Raw genomic sequence first — 15,964 nt, 5'->3', positions numbered from 1 at the left:
ATTGACCGTATAGCTCTTCGTGGTGGTTCCATCCTGCGCGGTAACAGTCGTGGTAACCGTGTTGCTCCCCACCACCAATGGGATTGAAGCGCTGGACGTTCCATTGGGCGTTGATGCCCCATTGACGACAGCCGTTGCGTTGATATCTGCAAGCGATGGTGTGAACGAAATGCTCTCCACATCGTTTGCGACATTCAACGTGTACGAGCTCGTGTTGGGAGCAAAGGTCGGCGTTAAAGTACCTGTGCTGGGAATAAGATTCTGCAAATTCGCATCGGATGATTTAACAACTGAAATATCCAATATGTTGGACGCAAGATTTTTATTTCCAAAAAAACTCACGGCAGCGTTTTCTGGTAATTGTATCTGAACCGATTCACTACTTTGAACCCGCATTCGAAGCGTATAAACTATATTGTTAACGGATGAATCCAAACGATAAGTAATATCATGGAGTCCTGTAGTGGATATCTCGAAATCGTTCTGGTCCAGCCCCGATACCGCTTCCGAGAAAGTGATGGTAATGATCTTCTCCTCGCTGGAGGCGGGCGACGACGTTGAAAGCACCACTGTTGGATTGGCTGTATTAACAAGAACCCCGTTCGTAGCACCAACATTGTTGAGTGTAAGATCGGCTGGCTGACCCGCGTTGGTCTCAATTGTCCCGCCGTTCAAAACTATCGCAGGCCCAATGCTAATCCCGTTTGCATCAATGTCGCCAGGCTGGATAGTATAGGAGAAAGTTAAGCTGTTGCTGCTTACATTCCCTGGTGTTGGTGTATAAATCGCATTTCTTAGGGTTGTACCTATAACGATTGGTATAACCGGATTCCCAATTACGGAAAACAAATCATCAAAATTCACGACGAAGTTCAACTTATCACCGGCTTTGTAGTAGCCGGATCTTGGAACGGTCACTGACATGACGGTCGGATTTTGTCCCAATACAGTAATTGTTACTGTATTTGAAGCACTGCCAGTGTCGTCCGTTACTTGATATGTGAATGTATCGACGCCGCTGAAATTCGGTGCAGGTGTATACGTGAAGATTCCGGTTTCAGGAAAGAAATTGGTAATGATGCCATGCATCGGGTTTGATGCCAGTGAATAAGTTAGCGTTCCGCCAACAGTCGCCCCAATCCAACCAACGATAGACCCATTGCTAAATATAACATGTTCTATCGGGGCCGCCGTCGGCGCGGATTGAGCCGCCAACGAACCGGATATCAAGGCAAAAAGCCCGACTATCATCGCACAAAGATAGCGCCATCCCGGCGCGCCACGCATCCCCGCTAGTGTCCCCGACCGCACGATGTCCCCCTTGCCCCGAACAGCTTATTTTCTGTCACTAAAATGCATTGGCGACAAGAGAACATTGAATAGACATACAGAAACATTTAAAATACGGCATATGTCGTATTTTACATTGTCTTTAGAAAACAACTTTCAACACTGCATGGAATGCCTGAATATCACTGCGCGCATGAGTAGAAGATGGTTTGTGGTCGCGTCCTGTCACAAACGCTGATCAATCAATCATTATTTTTGACATGACATTGCCTTGCGGCAGCGGTAACTGCTCGTTTTAAAATAACGGTTTGGCGGGTTATTATGTCGACGGGCATGCAGGAAACAAAGCCGCTGGTCGGAATTGCGCTGGCATCGGCTGGCTATGCATGCTTCGCCTTGCAGGATGCACTGGTGAAATGGCTCGTCGCCAGTTATGCCGTGCCCCAAATCCTCTTCATGCGCAGTCTGGTCATTGTCGTGATTACCGGCGCTTTGGTGCGCTATTACCGCCACCCGTCGATCATGCACAGCCCCTATCGCGGCACGCTTGTCCTGCGTGCCGGGCTGATGCTGTTTGCATGGCTTTTGTTCTATAATGCCGCCAAGTTTCTTGGCCTTGCCGAATTGACCACGCTTTATTTCTCCGCACCGATCATGGTCATGTTTCTGTCCATTCTCGTTTTGAAGGAGCGGATTGGAACCGGACGCTGGATTGCCTGTTTCGGCGGCTTTGTGGGCGTTGTCATCGCGGCCAATCCGGGCCATTCGCCAAACCTGATACCCGCCATCATGTGCGTAGTGGCTGGCTTTTGCTGGGCATGGAGCACGATCCTGATCCGGCTCGTCAGCCGCAGTGAAACAACGCTGACGCAGATGTTCGCAACCAGCCTGATCTTCGGCATTGCCTGCGCAGTTTCCTTTCCATGGCTCTGGCAATGGCCGGATGGTATGGGCTGGGCGCTCATGTTCGGCCTCGGCTTGATCGCAACGCTTGGCCAGTATCTTCTCTACGAAGGGTTTCGTCACGCGCCCGCATCGGCACTTGCTCCGGTCGAATATACTGGCCTCATCTGGGCCTTTGTCTATGGCTATGCGATCTGGGCGGAAATTCCGGCAACAAACGTCTTCGTTGGCGCCTTGCTGATCGTCGCTTCCAGCTTTGTTCTGGTCGGGTGGGAACGCTACGAAATCTCCGCGAAGCGCAGGCGCGCCGTCTGAGACGGGCGTGTTCGCTAGACGGCGAGAATATATAGCCAGAACGACATGGTGACCGCTGAAAGCAGCGTGCCGATGAGAATGGCATTGGCCGCCACACCAGAGGCGCGGTTATAATAAGTTGCGAATATATAGACATTCACACCGGCGGGCATGGCTGCAAGCAGCACGCCATAACGCGCAGTTTCCATGGGAACTTTCAGCACGCCGATCATCAGCGCATAGGCAAGTGCTGGATGCACCATCAGCTTGATGATCGATGCGATCAGAGCCTGTTTCCAGTTTTCCGACAGCTTGAATTGAGTCAGCGCGCCGCCGATACCAAACAGCGAAACCGGCACGACCGCCTGCGCCATCATCGAGAAAAACGCATCCGCAGGCTCGATGAGTTTGATCCCGAGGCTGGAGCCGATGATGCCGGTGGCAATACCCCAGATCAGCGGATTGGAACCGATGCGGCGCAAGGCGACGATAATCGTCTTGCTCAAGACCTGACCATCACGGCGCACAAGCTCCATCGTCATCATGCCGACCGTCAGCAGGATCGCACCATGCAAACCGATGATCGACAAGGTAACCGGCAGCGCCTGATCGCCATAGGCGCGGGTCATGATCGGCAGGCCGATCAGCACCGTGTTGGTGAATGTGCCGGAGAACCCGACGGACACGCTCTCGCCTGGGCGGTTTCCATAGACTTTGCGGGCGATGGTAATGCCAAGCACAAAGCAGATGATCGCCGCGACATAAAACGGGCCGATGATCTTGAGATCGAAGGCGGAACGAAAGTCGCTCGTCGTAATTGAGTAAAACAGCAGGCAGGGCGTCGCAAAATTGTTCACGAAGGAAATGAGACTGCCGACACCAGAAGCGGGAAAGAACCCCGTTTTCACAGCAATAAAACCAAATGCCATGAGCGCGAATATCGGCGTTATAACGTAAATGATATCGATCATTTCAAGACTTCATGGAGATTCAACTTTCGCAATTCTCTTTTTATTATCAAATAATATTATTCGATCAATAAGAGAATACGAATATCCACGTCATAAATATCGATAAATTTAAATCCAGCTTCCACATAAGCTCAATTAATGCTTCGAAGCCACCTTTATGTTCCGACATTAACCGCGAAGATCATTAATATTTAACTATATGCGACGCTTTGCATATTTGACCGGGAACCACCCTGTCCTGTCAACATAATATAAAGGCTTGCTGGTGCTAATATCGCCTCAAGCAGGGGTTGCAGACCCTCAAGAGCTTTTAGGCAAAGGTGCGCCGGATAAAAACGCTTGCGTCGACGCGCACCAAGAGCGGGGAAATGAATCATGAATGAATCCATTCGGGAAATTCTGGCCAAGGTCGGCGGATTGCCCATAGCCGTGACCGACATTGCAGACGATGCCGATCTTTATACGGCGGGCCTGTCGTCCTTCGCCTCGGTGCAGCTGATGCTGGGCCTTGAAGACAAATTCGACATCGAATTTCCGGATCAGTTTCTGAACCGCAAATCCTTTGCGAGCATCAGCGCGATTGAACAGACCATCACCAGCATCCTCAAGGATAACGAGGCCGCATAATGAATGCAGGCGGGGGGAACAGCCTTTCCGAGCGTGCCGGTCGCGTAGCAGCCATCGCCGGAAAATTCGCTGATCAAGTCGATAAGGAAGGGCGCTTTCCGCGCGAAGCCATCGATGCGATGAAGGCCGAACGATTGCTGGGCATTCAGGTGCCGCGCGATCTGGGCGGCGAAGGCGCCGAAATCGACCAGATTGCAGAACTCTGCTGCATTTTGGGGCAATCCTGTGCCGCAAGCGCGATGATCTTCGCCATGCACCACATCAAGCTTTCGAGCCTTGTGGAACATGGGCAATCGGTTGAATGGCATCGCGGCTTCATGCGCGACGTTGCGGACCAGCAGTTGCTGCTTGCGTCCGCCACCACGGAAGGCGGCATTGGCGGCGACCTGCGCAATTCCATCTGCGCAATCGAAATCGACGGCGACACCTGCCGTCTGGAAAAGAACGCCACGGTTATTTCCTATGGCGTCTATGCCGATGCAATCCTGATCACGTCGCGCTCGCACGAAGGTGCAGCTTCGTCCGATCAGGTCATGACAGTTTTCCGCAAAGACCAGTACACGCTGGAAAAGACCAATGAATGGGACACGCTGGGCATGCGCGGCACCTGTTCGGAAGGCTTTGTATTTCGCGGCGAAGCGGACAAGGTGCAGATCCTGCCGCATCCATTTGCCGAGATTGCCGCGCAATCGATGCTGGCCCAGTCACATACATTGTGGAGTTCGCTCTGGTACGGCATCGCCGTGGACGCAGTGAACCGCGCGCAGGCTTTTGTGCGCGCCGCAGCGCGCCGCAATCCGGGCGCACCGCAGCCGGGCGCTTTGCGTGTCGCGGAAGCCTCCAACATGCTGCAAATGCTGAAATCGGAAATCGTCGCCTGCCTCAAGACTTATAAGGACGCGAAGCACGACGCCGACAAGCTCGCTTCCATGGGCTTTGCCATAGCGATGAACAATCTGAAGATTGCCGCATCGCAGACCATTCTGCAGGTCATCAACCACGCCATGCTGGTGTGCGGCATCATGGGCTACAAGAACGGCACGCCCTACAGCCTTGGCCGCCATTTGCGCGATGCGCATTCGGCGCAATTGATGATTTCCAACGAGCGCATCCTCGGCAATACGGCGACCATGCTGCTCATTCACAAACAGAACACAAGCCTCTTGGGATAACGCCATGGACGCGCAAAGATCTTTTCTCAACCGGCTTTTCGATGCCGGACTGCTGATTGAAACCGGCGTGGACGGCCTCTATGGACGCTCCGGCCAGTTTGAAGATGTCATCGTGGCCTTCGAGCGCCTTATTGACCGCACCGGCGGCGGCGATGGTGCCGAAGCGATCCGCTTTCCGCCCGGCCTCAATCGCGCTTACTTCGAAAAAAGCGGCTATATGAAGAGCTTCCCGCAGCTGGCCGGCACGGTGCACAGCTTCTGCGGTTGCGAGCTGGATCATATCAACCTCATCAAATGCATGGATGAGGGGCAAGACTGGACGCTGGAGCAGAAGGCAACGGACATCGTCCTGACGCCCGCCGCCTGCTACCCGCTTTACCCGACCATTGCCAAGCGCGGTCCGCTGCCGCAGGGCGGCGGCCTCTATGACCTGCAATCCTATTGCTTCCGCCATGAACCTTCGGTGGACCCTGCCCGCCAGCAGTTGTTCCGCATGCGCGAATATGTGCGCATGGGCACGGAAGCGGATGTGATGGAGTTCCGCCAGCTCTGGATAGAGCGCGGCACGGACATGATGAAGAAAGTCGGCCTGCCGGTGGAAATCGACGTGGCGAACGATCCTTTCTTTGGACGCGCGGGTCGTTTGCTGGTCAACAACCAGCGCGACCAGAACCTGAAATTCGAATTGCTGATCCCGATCACCAGCGTCGAAAAGCCAACCGCCTGCATGAGCTTCAACTATCATCAGGACCAGTTCGGCGTGAAATGGGGCCTGTCGCAACATGACGGTGAAGTCGCGCACACGGCTTGCGTCGGTTTCGGACTGGAGCGCATCGCATTGGCGCTGTTCCATCATCACGGCCTCGACGTCAAAGCCTGGCCAGAAAGCGTACGCAACGAATTGTGGGGTTAAAGCATAATCCGACCGGAGTGAAACGAGGATCGATCAAGGTTATGCAGGCAGTCTTTCCGCATATCTCGCCAGAAACCTACGCGCCGCATGCGCTGCATGCGCAGACACGCATCTGGCCCGAAACCAATTGCTATGTCGATCTCTGGATCGAAGTGCTGGCATCGCTTCGGGTCGTGCCCGAAGCGATGCTGGGCTTTACCCTGACGCAGGATTTCGAGGGCGACCAGTTCACCTTCTTCAAGGTGCCGCTGGAAGACCTCGAAGCGCTCTATGGTGTGCGGGCAACGGAACTTGCGATCTTCGACAGTGTGGAAGGCCATATCGCGGAACAGATCGGGCGCGGACGGCTGTGCATGGTGGAGATGGACAGCTATTTCATGCCTGACACGCAGGGCGTGAGCTATCGCACCGAACATGGCAAGACCACCATCGCGATCAATCGCATGGATGTTGCGAACCGCTCGCTCGATTATTTCCACAATGGCGGCTTCTACCATCTGGAGGGCGAGGATTTTGACGGTGTCTTTCAGCGCCATCTGACAGAAGCAGACCTGCCCTTCCTGCCCTATACGGAATTTGCGAAGTTCCCGAAGGAAATGCCCGGTGAAGCGCATCAGCGGCGCGTGGCAGAAATTCTGCTGCCACGCCATTTTGCGCGCAGGCCCAAGGCCAATCCGATCCGCGCTTTCGCCGCTGTGTTTCCGGCGCAGGTAGAAGCCATCGCCGAACGCCCCTTCGGCTTCTTTCACAAATATGCGTTCAACACGCTGCGCCAACTTGGTGCAAATTTCGAACTGGCTGCAAGCCATCTGCAATGGCTGGGCGAAGGCAAGCGTTTCACCGCTGCTGCCGCCGATGCGATCCAGATCGCCGAAACGGCCAAGGCCGTGCAATTCCAGCTTGCGCGTGCCGTGATGCGCAAGAAATTCGACGCACTGGCAAGCGCGCTGACACCTGCCGCCGAAGCATGGGATCGCATGACGGGGGCGCTTGCAACAGAACTTGGCCGCGATGCTGCCTGAACAAGCTGCATCAAGCCGCCCGCTTGCCGAAGGCTGGCGGCTTTTCCTGACCGCAGACAATGAGGCCGCGTCGCCCGCTGATGTGCCGCGCAACGGCGCGTATCTCGATGCGCCGGTTCCGGGCACGGTGGCGGAAGCGCTGGAAAAAGCAGGGCGTTTCAGCCGCACTGCTCCGACACCGCTGCACAATCAGGATGCGTGGTATTTTCTCGACCTTACCGAAACAGCCGGTGAGGCGGTGTTGCATTTTGCGGGCCTTGCCACGATCTGCGAAGTCTATCTGAACGGCGCTTTGGTTCACAACAGCGACAGCATGTTCCTCTACCACGACCTGCCCGTCACGCTGACCGGCGCGGATGAGCTTGCGCTTTGTTTCCGCGCTCTTGGCCCCCGCCTGGAGCAGAAAGGCCCGCGCGCACGCTGGCGCACGCAATTGATGAATATGCAAGGCTTGCGCCTGATCCGCACTACCGCGCTCGGCCATATGCCGGGCTGGTGCCCGGACGTTCATGCCGTCGGCCCTTGGCGGCCAGTGACGATCAGCCGACCCGACGCGGAAACGGTCAGCAGTATTTCCATCCAATCCACGCTTCATGAAAATGGCGACGGAGGGCTTGCAGTCAGCTTCACCTATCACGGCAAGGCTGAAAATCTGACCCTGCATTGCGCGGGTTCGCAGATCGCCTGTGACAGACAAGCGGATAGCCGCTGGCAGGCACAGCTGACCGTCCCGGGCGTAGAACCGTGGTGGCCGCATACTCATGGCGCGCCGACGCTCCATGAACTGGAATTGTCGCTCGGCAACGAAAAGCAGAAGCTTGGCCGAACCGGCTTTCGCCGCATCGGCGTTGATCGCGGCGCAGACGGAAAATCATTCGCGCTGGTGATCAATGGCGAGACAATCTTTTGTCGCGGTGCTGTCTGGAGTTCCGCCGATATAGTCCGGCTGCCGGGCGCACGCGCCGACTATCAACCATGGCTGCAGCTTGCGCAGGACGCTGGCATGAACATGCTGCGCGTCAGCGGCATTACGGCTTATGAAACGCCTGACTTTTATGCCGTTTGCGACGAGCTCGGCATCATGGTCTGGCAGGACTTCATGTTCGCCAATTTCGACTATCCGGTGAAAGACGAAGGCTTCGTCGCCAAGGTACAGGCGGAGACGCAACAACTTCTTTCCGCCATTCGCCATGCTCCTTCGCTCACCGTGTTGTGCGGCGGCAGTGAGATTTATCAGCAAGGCGCCATGATGGGCCTGCCCGAGACAATCTGGAAAGGCGCGCTGACCGAAGAGATTTTGCCCGCCGTTGCGCGCAAACTCTGTCCCGGCATTCCCTATGTGCCGAACTCGCCCTGTGATGGCGCTCTGCCCTTCATCAGCAACGAAGGCGTCAGCCATTATTATGGCGTCAGCGCCTATTGCAGGCCGCTGGACGATGCGCGCCGCGCCGAAGTGCGCTTTGCGACCGAAAGCCTTGCTTTTTCCAATGTCCCGGAGGCACGCACGCTCAAGGCGCATCTCGACGTGCCCGCCGTCCATGATCCGCGCTGGAAAGCGCGTGTTCCGCGTGATCGCGGCGTGTCATGGGATTTCGAGGACGTGCGCGACACCTATCTGGAAATGCTCTATGGCTACGATCCGGCCCGCTTGCGGCGGGAGGATATGGAGCAATATCTACACCTTTCCCGCGCCGTCACGGCGGAAGTGATGGAGGCGACTTTCGCCGAATGGCGACGACCGGCAAGCACCTGCTTCGGTGCCTTGGTCTGGACGTTTCAGGATGTGTTGCCCAGTGCCGGCTGGGGCGTGGTCGATGCGACCTGTGAACCCAAACCCTCGTGGTATGGGCTGAAACGCGCTTTTCGCCCGGTGCAGGTTGGCCTGACCGACGAAGGCGTCAACGGGCTTGCCATTCACGTGCTGAACGAACAGCCCCATGACGCCGATTTGACACTGGAACTCACCTGCCTGCGCGCCGGTGCCCAGTCGGTTGTAAGCGGTCGCCGCGATCTTTCGCTGACAGCGCGTTCCGGTGTCACAATACCGGCAACCGAATTGTTCGGCGCATTTTTCGATACGACTTATGCCTATCGCTTCGGGCCTCCGGCCCATGACGTGACGGTCGCCCGGTTGAAACGCAGCGAAGCCACTATCGCCGAGGCCTTTCATTTTCCGCAGGGGCGCACCAAAGCCTTTCACGACGCGACAATTGAATGCAGTGTCGTGGAAGAGAGCGGCAACTGGTTTCTTGATCTCAGCACAGCCGTGCTGGCGCAATCGGTCAGCATTGACGCCGAAGGCTGGCGGGCAATGGAAAACTGGTTCCATCTCGCTCCCGGGGAGACGAAGCGCGTCGCGCTTCTTCCCCGCCATGATGGCGAAGGCAAACCGTCCGGCGAAATTCGCATTGCCGGATCGTCGCGAAGCGTCTGGTTTTAACGCGTTTTGAAAGCCAGCGCGCGGATGGCGTCGATATAGACGTTGCGCGCATGTTCGGGCGTCAGATTGTGATCGGCGTCCGGAATGACCGCGACCTTTACATTGTCGAAGCCCTGCACCTTGTCGCCTGCCTGATCGAAATAGTAATTGAAATGCTCGCGGCCGCTGTCCTTCTCGGCATAGACCAGCGTCAGCGGCACCTGCCGCAGCTTCAGTTCATCGAAAGCCGAATAGATCGCCCGGCCTTCAACGGTGCGGCTGCGCAAAAGCTTGCGCGCCAATCCGCGAATACGTCCGCTGACGCCGCGTGCAAGGTTGCGCAGGATAGCGCGAATATCGAGTTCTCCGCGAAACAGGCGCTTGAACGTATCGAGTCGCATGGCGCGGCTGCCATAATCTTCCAGCGTCCGATTGCCTTCCCGTACCACATCTTCGACCGAAAGCTCCGGCGCCCAATAGAATGTCACCGGATTGACCAGCACGGCACCCGAAATCCGCTCGTCCAGCACCGCGCAATGCAGCCCGAGGAAAGCGCCGCTGCACCGCCCCGCCACAACCGGACGCCCCAGCCCGATGACATCCAGATAATCCAGCGCGTCAGCGACATCCATTTCCGGCGCATGGGTATAAAGCACCTGTTCCGGCATGCCCGGAATGGGCGGGCTGTCACCGGCATTAGCGATATCAAAGCGCAGCGACGAAACACCGTCCCGCGCCAATCTGCGCGCCATATCGACCGTGGTGCGGCCCCATCCAACGCGCCGATCATAAGAGGACGAGAGGAAGAGGACCGTATGCCCCTTGCTGTCGCCCAAGGGTTTGCACAGCACACCCGACAGACGATTGTTCGGGCCGAAGGCCACCGGCGTTTCGACGAAGCCGTCGCCCCTGATCTGTCCGCCGAGGTTGGTTTCATCGGCACTTTTTTGGGCCGGTCTACCATCCGCAAGCGCCACTGACCAATCGACCAGTCTGTCGGCAACATTCAACGGCAGATGCGAAATAACCGGGTTGGAAATCAGCTTGTCGTAATCGGTGAAGGCTTCCACCGTGACTGCCACGCCGAGCTTTTCCAGATGCCCGGCCAGTTCCGCATCGTTCGGGCGGTCGGCCCTTGCTAGCAGAAGGCACGTGTCCGCAGGCTTTTCAGAGAGCGACAGGAGATTGATCTTCTTCACATCTGCGGCAATTTCGGGCGTCATTGTCAGGGATGCAATGGAAACCGCCCCCTTGATCCGCTGCGCATCAGGAAGGCCAAGATCGGCATCGACCATGCTCGACCACACCGCCAGCTCGCGGGTGTAAAACCGACCGGAAATCACCGGTGCCAGCAGCGCCAGCGCCGCCAGACCTTCAATATGTGGAGCCGTTTCAGCAGCAACCGCCGCGCCAAGGCTCTGCCCGATGATGACAACACGGCTCGCGCCCGACAAAAGCCGCGCCTTGTCCGCCGCTTCGATCAGCGCCTTTCGCCAGCGTTCCAGACCGGAAGAAAAATCAATGTCATCGCGCCCGTCGCCGGTGCCCGGCCAGTCGAAGCGCAAGGATGCAATCCCATGCTGAGACAGCCTGTCGGCAATGATACGCCAGAATTTCCGGGTCGTGCAAAGTTCTTCCAGCCCCCATGGGCTGGCGAAGACGACGACCGTATCGAGCCCCGTACCATAAGCACGCTGAAACAGGCCCAGAGTGTCGGAAAAGACAATCGGACTGGCCGCCGCCGTGCCCTCCAGAGGCTTGGAAGATGGTAAAGTTTCCACGCCGTCGCCCATGCCCGGTATCCCCACCATATTAACAACGCCTGCAATAACGGAATTTAACCACAGAACCAAGAGGCCCTATTCAACATCTGAAGATGCGATCATTTAAAGATGTAGACCATATACTCTTATTACCGGGCAGTATGACACTTCATCCACCAGGCAATGCCGGTTCATTTTCGAAAACGCTGTAACAGCAGATGCTTTCTTATAACATTCTTGTGAAAATGATCTCCCAATCACAATCTTGATATTCGCGTTAACCGCTAATCAGGAAATACTATGCAACCAAGGCCCATCGAAATTGAGCCGGATTTGGCTGGGGGGCCAGGATGGGTAACGCGATCATGACATGCCGCCGTGCGGTGACAAGGCCTGCGCCTGTCGGCTGCGCGATCCCGGTCCAGTTTCTGCATTTGTAAAGACCGACCTTGCACAGCCAGGTTTATCTGTCGGATCACCACTGACCGCCATTGAGACCAAGCCAATCACTTTGGGCATTCCAGTGCCCTGACCTCGCTTCTAAAGGCTATCGGGGCTATTTCATTCCATGATGACCGTTCTCAATTGCATTGCCACGCAGCATGACGCGTGGCTGACAACGTTGGCAGCGCTGATCTGCCTCGTGGGTTCCGCGATCACGCTCAATCTCGTCCGCAAGGCCGCCAGATGTCATGGCTTCGTGCGCTATGGCTGGCATTTTCTGGTGGCGATCGCATCTGGCTCAGCCGCCTGGTGCACGCATTTCGTCGCCATGCTGGCCTATGAGCCGAGCGCGCCCGTGGTGCTTCTGCCAGACCTTACCATCCTGTCGCTGGCGATTGCCGTTGTCGGCACGGGAATCGGCTTCGTGGTCATGACCGGCGGCTTTCCCCGCTTTGCCCCCGTCATCGGCGGCGCCATGGTGGGCGCATCGATTGCCACCATGCACTATATCGGCATGCTCGCCTATCGCGTGGACGGGCTGATCGAATGGAACATGGATTATTTCTATGCATCCATCGTGTTTGCCGTGTTGTTTGGCTCGCTCTCCGGCCAGTTTTTGATGCGGCGTCGCTACCCGACCTCCTACCGTCTGGCGGTTCTGGCCTTTACCGCAGCCGTCGTCAGCCTGCATTTCACCGGCATGGCGGCGCTGACCGTGACGCCGATGAACTATCTGCAAGAAGCGGAGCTTGCCGACAAGTTCACCCTTGCCACTTCTGTCGGCGGAGTCGGCCTGATTGTGCTTGGCACTGCCCTTGCCAGTTACCTGATCGACAGCCACGTCCAGTCTTCCAACCTGCGGCAGTTGCAACACATTGCCCGTCACGACTCGCTGACCGGATTGCCCAACCGCACCCAGTTCGTTGAACGCCTCAGCCGCGAAAAGGTCAGTGCCGATAATGGCGACCACCGCATTGCGCTGATCGGCATCGATCTGGATCGCTTCAAGGAGGTCAATGACCTCTATGGCCACGCCGCGGGTGACAGGCTGCTTTGCGAGATTTCGGCCCGCATGACCGAACATCTGGAAAGCGGCGAGCTGATCGGTCGCTTCGGCGGCGATGAATTTGCAGCCCTGAAGACATTTCAGGATGAGGACGATCTGCGCAGCTTCGTCTCCCGACTTAACATAGCGCTTAGCGATCTTGTGGACCTTGGCAATGCCGTTGTGCGCCCCGGCGCAAGCCTCGGCATCGCAATCTATCCAACCGACGCCGAGGATGTGGAAAAGCTTCTGTCCAATGCGGATATGGCCATGTATCGCGCCAAACAGAACATTGAGAACAAGATTTGCTACTATGAAAGCAGCATGGATGAAGCGGCGCGCAAGCGTGCGGCGCTGGCACGCGACATCTGGACGGCGATTGACGAAAACCAGTTCTTCCTGAATTTTCAGGTCCAGCGCAGCATCAAGGATGGCGGCATATCGGGCTATGAAGTTCTGCTGCGCTGGCGTCACCCCGTGCAGGGTCTGGTGCCGCCAACCCTGTTCATTCCGATAGCCGAAGAATCGGGCGTCATCACGCAGCTCGGCGAATGGGTATTGCGTGCAGCCTGCAAAGAAGCGGCAAGCTGGCCCGTTTCCCGCAGGATAGCGGTCAATATTTCCCCGCTACAGCTCAGCCATACCGGCCTCGTGGACACGGTTCAAAATATATTGAACGAAACCGGCCTACCGGCAAAACTGCTGGAGCTTGAAGTGACCGAAGGCGCGATCATCCGCGACAAGGCGCGCGCGCTGCATATCCTGCGTGAACTCAAGGCGCTTGGCGTCAGCATCGCCATTGATGATTTCGGCACCGGCTATTCGTCGCTGGCGACATTGCGTTCCTTCCCCTTCGACAAGATCAAGCTCGACCGCAGCTTCGTCACCGATCTGGACCAGAACGTGCAGTCGAAGGCTTTCGTGCGGGCGATTCTGGCGCTGGGCCATAGCCTCGATATTCCGGTGCTGGCCGAAGGTGTGGAAACGCAGACGCAGATGGATATTTTGCAGGAAGAAGGCTGCAATCAGGTGCAGGGCTTCCTGCTTGGGCGGCCCGCGCCCGCCATTCACCTCGGCCTCGACAAGAAGGGCGAGGCGCAAGCCGCCTGAAGCCAGTCCACAGTGGGCCGGGACGCGGCGCGCGGCGCTATTACCGCCGCGTGCGAATCTGCCTATAATCGCTTCATGCCCATTCGACATTTAAGCGAAACCATCATCAATCAGATCGCAGCAGGCGAGGTCATCGAGCGCCCCGCCAGCGTGATCAAGGAATTGGTCGAGAATGCCATCGACGCTGGCGCGACCCGCATCGAGGTTGTGACCGGCGGCGGCGGCAAGACGCTGCTGCGCGTCACCGACAACGGCTCCGGCATTCCCGTCGACGAGTTGCCGCTCGCGGTTTCGCGCCATTGCACGTCCAAGCTCTCGGATGACGTGCACGATATTCGTGCACTGGGTTTTCGTGGCGAAGCCCTGCCCTCCATCGGCTCGGTCGCCAAACTGACTTTGAAATCACGTCCGCAGGATGCGGATGCCGGATTTGAGGTTTCCGTTTCCGGCGGTCATCTCGAAGGCCCGCGCCCCACGGCGCTCAATCGCGGCACGATAGCCGAAGTGCGCGATCTCTTTTACGCCACGCCCGCCCGTCTCAAATTCATGAAGACGGACCGTGCCGAAGCCTCCGCCATCACCGATGTGCTGAAGCGCATTGCCATTGCCTTCCCGCATGTGCGCTTTTCGCTGTCCGGCACCGACCGCACGCCGTTGGAAATGCCCGCGACTGGCACGGGCGCCGATGCCACGCTGGAGCGGATCGGGCAGGTTCTCGGTCAGGATTTCTGCGAAAACGCGCTTTCCATCGATGCCGAGCGTGACGGTGTGCGGCTTGCCGGTTTTGTCGGCATACCATCCCATAATCGCGGCAATGCACAGCACCAGTTTGCTTATGTGAATGGCCGTCCGGTGCGCGACAAGCAGATTTTCGGCGCGCTGCGCGGCGCTTATGCCGATGTCATTGCGCGTGACCGCCATCCGGTCGCCGTGCTGTTTCTGACGCTCGATCCGGCACTGGTCGATGTGAATGTGCACCCGGCCAAGGCCGATGTCCGTTTTCGCGATCCCGGCCTTGTGCGCGGCCTGATCGTGGGCGCGATCAAGCAGGCGCTGTCCCAATCCGGCATCCGTCCGGCAACCGGCGGCGCAGAAGCCATGTTGCAGGCTTTCCGCGCCGAAGGGTTTCAACCAAAGCAGTCTTCGAACAATTATGCCTCGACAAGCTGGCGGCCTGAGCGCCCAAGCCCGCGCAGCGAGTGGTCGCCGCAGACTGCACATCCGGCGCATAGACCGCTTGATTTCGGCAACGCGCCTGCCTTCCACGAAAGCGAGCAGGCGACAATCGATGTCGTGAATATTCCGACAGCCGATGCGCGCGCGACCATGAGCGAAGCCCCGGTCGAATTGCAGCAAAAGCCGCTCGGTGCGGCCCGCGCGCAGATTCACGCCAATTATATCGTCTCGCAAACCGAAGACAGCCTCGTCATTGTGGACCAGCATGCGGCCCATGAACGGCTGGTCTATGAAGCGCTCAAAAACGCGCTGCACTCGCGCCCGATACCGGGGCAGATGCTGCTGATCCCGGAAGTGGTCGATCTGGCGGAGGAAGACGCCGAGCGGCTGGCAAGTCATGCGGAAACGCTGGCCCGGTTCGGGCTGGGCGTGGAGCAGTTTGGTCCCGGCGCTATCGCTGTGCGCGAGACACCCGCCATGCTTGGCGAAATGAACGTGCAACAGTTGATCCGCGATCTGGCCGACGAGATTGCCGAGCATGAAACCGCCGACGGATTGCAGGCCATGCTCAACCATGTTGCGGCCACCATGGCCTGCCATGGATCGGTACGTTCAGGACGCCGTCTGAAGCCCGAGGAAATGAACGCATTGTTGCGCGAAATGGAGGCAACGCCCGGTTCCGGCACGTGCAATCACGGACGCCCGACCTATATCGAGCTGAAGCTGAGTGATATCGAGCGGCTTTTCGGCAGACGTTGACAGGATTTGGTATAAGGACCTTCAGCGCCGCTGGACGCCAAGGTTCGCACTTGCTA

At 57.3% G+C, this 15,964-nt stretch carries 11 protein-coding genes; 8 read left to right on the top strand and 3 right to left on the bottom strand.

Annotation, left to right across the window (positions count from 1 at the left end; translation table 11 throughout):
* Window positions 1-1,287 (bottom strand): cadherin-like beta sandwich domain-containing protein (locus D8666_RS18195; protein WP_147438012.1); only part of this gene is annotated, 1,287 nt, incomplete at its 3' end.
* 324 nt (window positions 1,288-1,611) lie between these two features.
* On the opposite strand from D8666_RS18195, the gene D8666_RS18190 reads away from it, so the two are divergent.
* A complete protein-coding gene (locus D8666_RS18190) occupies window positions 1,612-2,508 on the top strand; it encodes a DMT family transporter (RefSeq protein ID WP_109367775.1) in 897 nt (298 codons plus the stop codon).
* Window positions 2,509-2,522: 14 nt separating this feature from the next.
* On the opposite strand, the gene D8666_RS18185 is transcribed toward D8666_RS18190, so the two are convergent.
* Window positions 2,523-3,458 (bottom strand): AEC family transporter, encoded by a 936-nt coding sequence (locus tag D8666_RS18185; RefSeq protein ID WP_109367776.1) that lies wholly within the window; start codon window positions 3,456-3,458, stop codon window positions 2,523-2,525.
* Window positions 3,459-3,833: 375 nt separating this feature from the next.
* On the opposite strand from D8666_RS18185, the gene D8666_RS18180 reads away from it, so the two are divergent.
* From D8666_RS18180 to D8666_RS18160, 5 genes are read left to right on the top strand one after another with little or no spacing between them, the layout of a single operon-like run.
* Window positions 3,834-4,085, top strand: a complete 252-nt coding sequence (locus tag D8666_RS18180; protein ID WP_109367777.1) for an acyl carrier protein — start codon at window positions 3,834-3,836, stop codon at window positions 4,083-4,085.
* Window positions 4,085-5,257, top strand: coding sequence for an acyl-CoA dehydrogenase family protein (locus tag D8666_RS18175; RefSeq protein ID WP_121538907.1), 1,173 nt, complete (start codon window positions 4,085-4,087; stop codon window positions 5,255-5,257). Before D8666_RS18180 ends, D8666_RS18175 begins: the two co-directional genes overlap by 1 nt.
* 4 nt (window positions 5,258-5,261) lie before the next feature.
* Window positions 5,262-6,170, top strand: coding sequence for an amino acid--[acyl-carrier-protein] ligase (locus D8666_RS18170; RefSeq protein ID WP_109367779.1), 909 nt, complete (start codon window positions 5,262-5,264; stop codon window positions 6,168-6,170).
* Window positions 6,171-6,211: 41 nt separating this feature from the next.
* Window positions 6,212-7,192 carry a DUF1839 family protein gene (locus D8666_RS18165; RefSeq protein ID WP_121538906.1) on the top strand — a complete coding sequence of 327 codons (981 nt, stop codon included), beginning with the start codon at window positions 6,212-6,214 and terminating at the stop codon, window positions 7,190-7,192.
* Window positions 7,182-9,632, top strand: coding sequence for a glycoside hydrolase family 2 protein (locus D8666_RS18160; protein ID WP_109368030.1), 2,451 nt, complete (start codon window positions 7,182-7,184; stop codon window positions 9,630-9,632). The genes D8666_RS18165 and D8666_RS18160 overlap by 11 nt, the downstream gene beginning before the upstream one ends.
* Here D8666_RS18160 and D8666_RS18155 read toward each other — a convergent pair.
* Entirely contained in the window at window positions 9,629-11,422 is a 1,794-nt protein-coding gene (locus tag D8666_RS18155) for an alpha/beta fold hydrolase (RefSeq protein WP_235859003.1), read from the bottom strand. The two genes, D8666_RS18160 and D8666_RS18155, sit on opposite strands and share 4 nt — an antisense overlap.
* Before the next feature lie 520 nt (window positions 11,423-11,942).
* Here D8666_RS18155 and D8666_RS18150 point away from each other — a divergent pair.
* Both D8666_RS18150 and mutL read left to right on the top strand, forming a co-directional pair.
* Complete coding sequence (locus tag D8666_RS18150; RefSeq protein ID WP_109367782.1) at window positions 11,943-13,973, top strand: putative bifunctional diguanylate cyclase/phosphodiesterase; 2,031 nt, start codon at window positions 11,943-11,945, stop codon at window positions 13,971-13,973.
* Between the two features lie 75 nt (window positions 13,974-14,048).
* The gene (mutL, locus tag D8666_RS18145) at window positions 14,049-15,908 is read left to right on the top strand and encodes a DNA mismatch repair endonuclease MutL (protein WP_109368031.1); all 1,860 of its coding nucleotides are present in this window, start codon (window positions 14,049-14,051) and stop codon (window positions 15,906-15,908) included.
* Window positions 15,909-15,964 lie beyond the last annotated feature (56 nt).

The organism is Ochrobactrum soli (assembly GCF_003664555.1).
GTDB classification, from domain to species: Bacteria; Pseudomonadota; Alphaproteobacteria; order Rhizobiales; family Rhizobiaceae; genus Brucella; species Brucella teleogrylli.
Note: the sequence above shows the minus strand (reverse complement) of the source record. Positions and strands in the feature narration are given on the sequence as shown.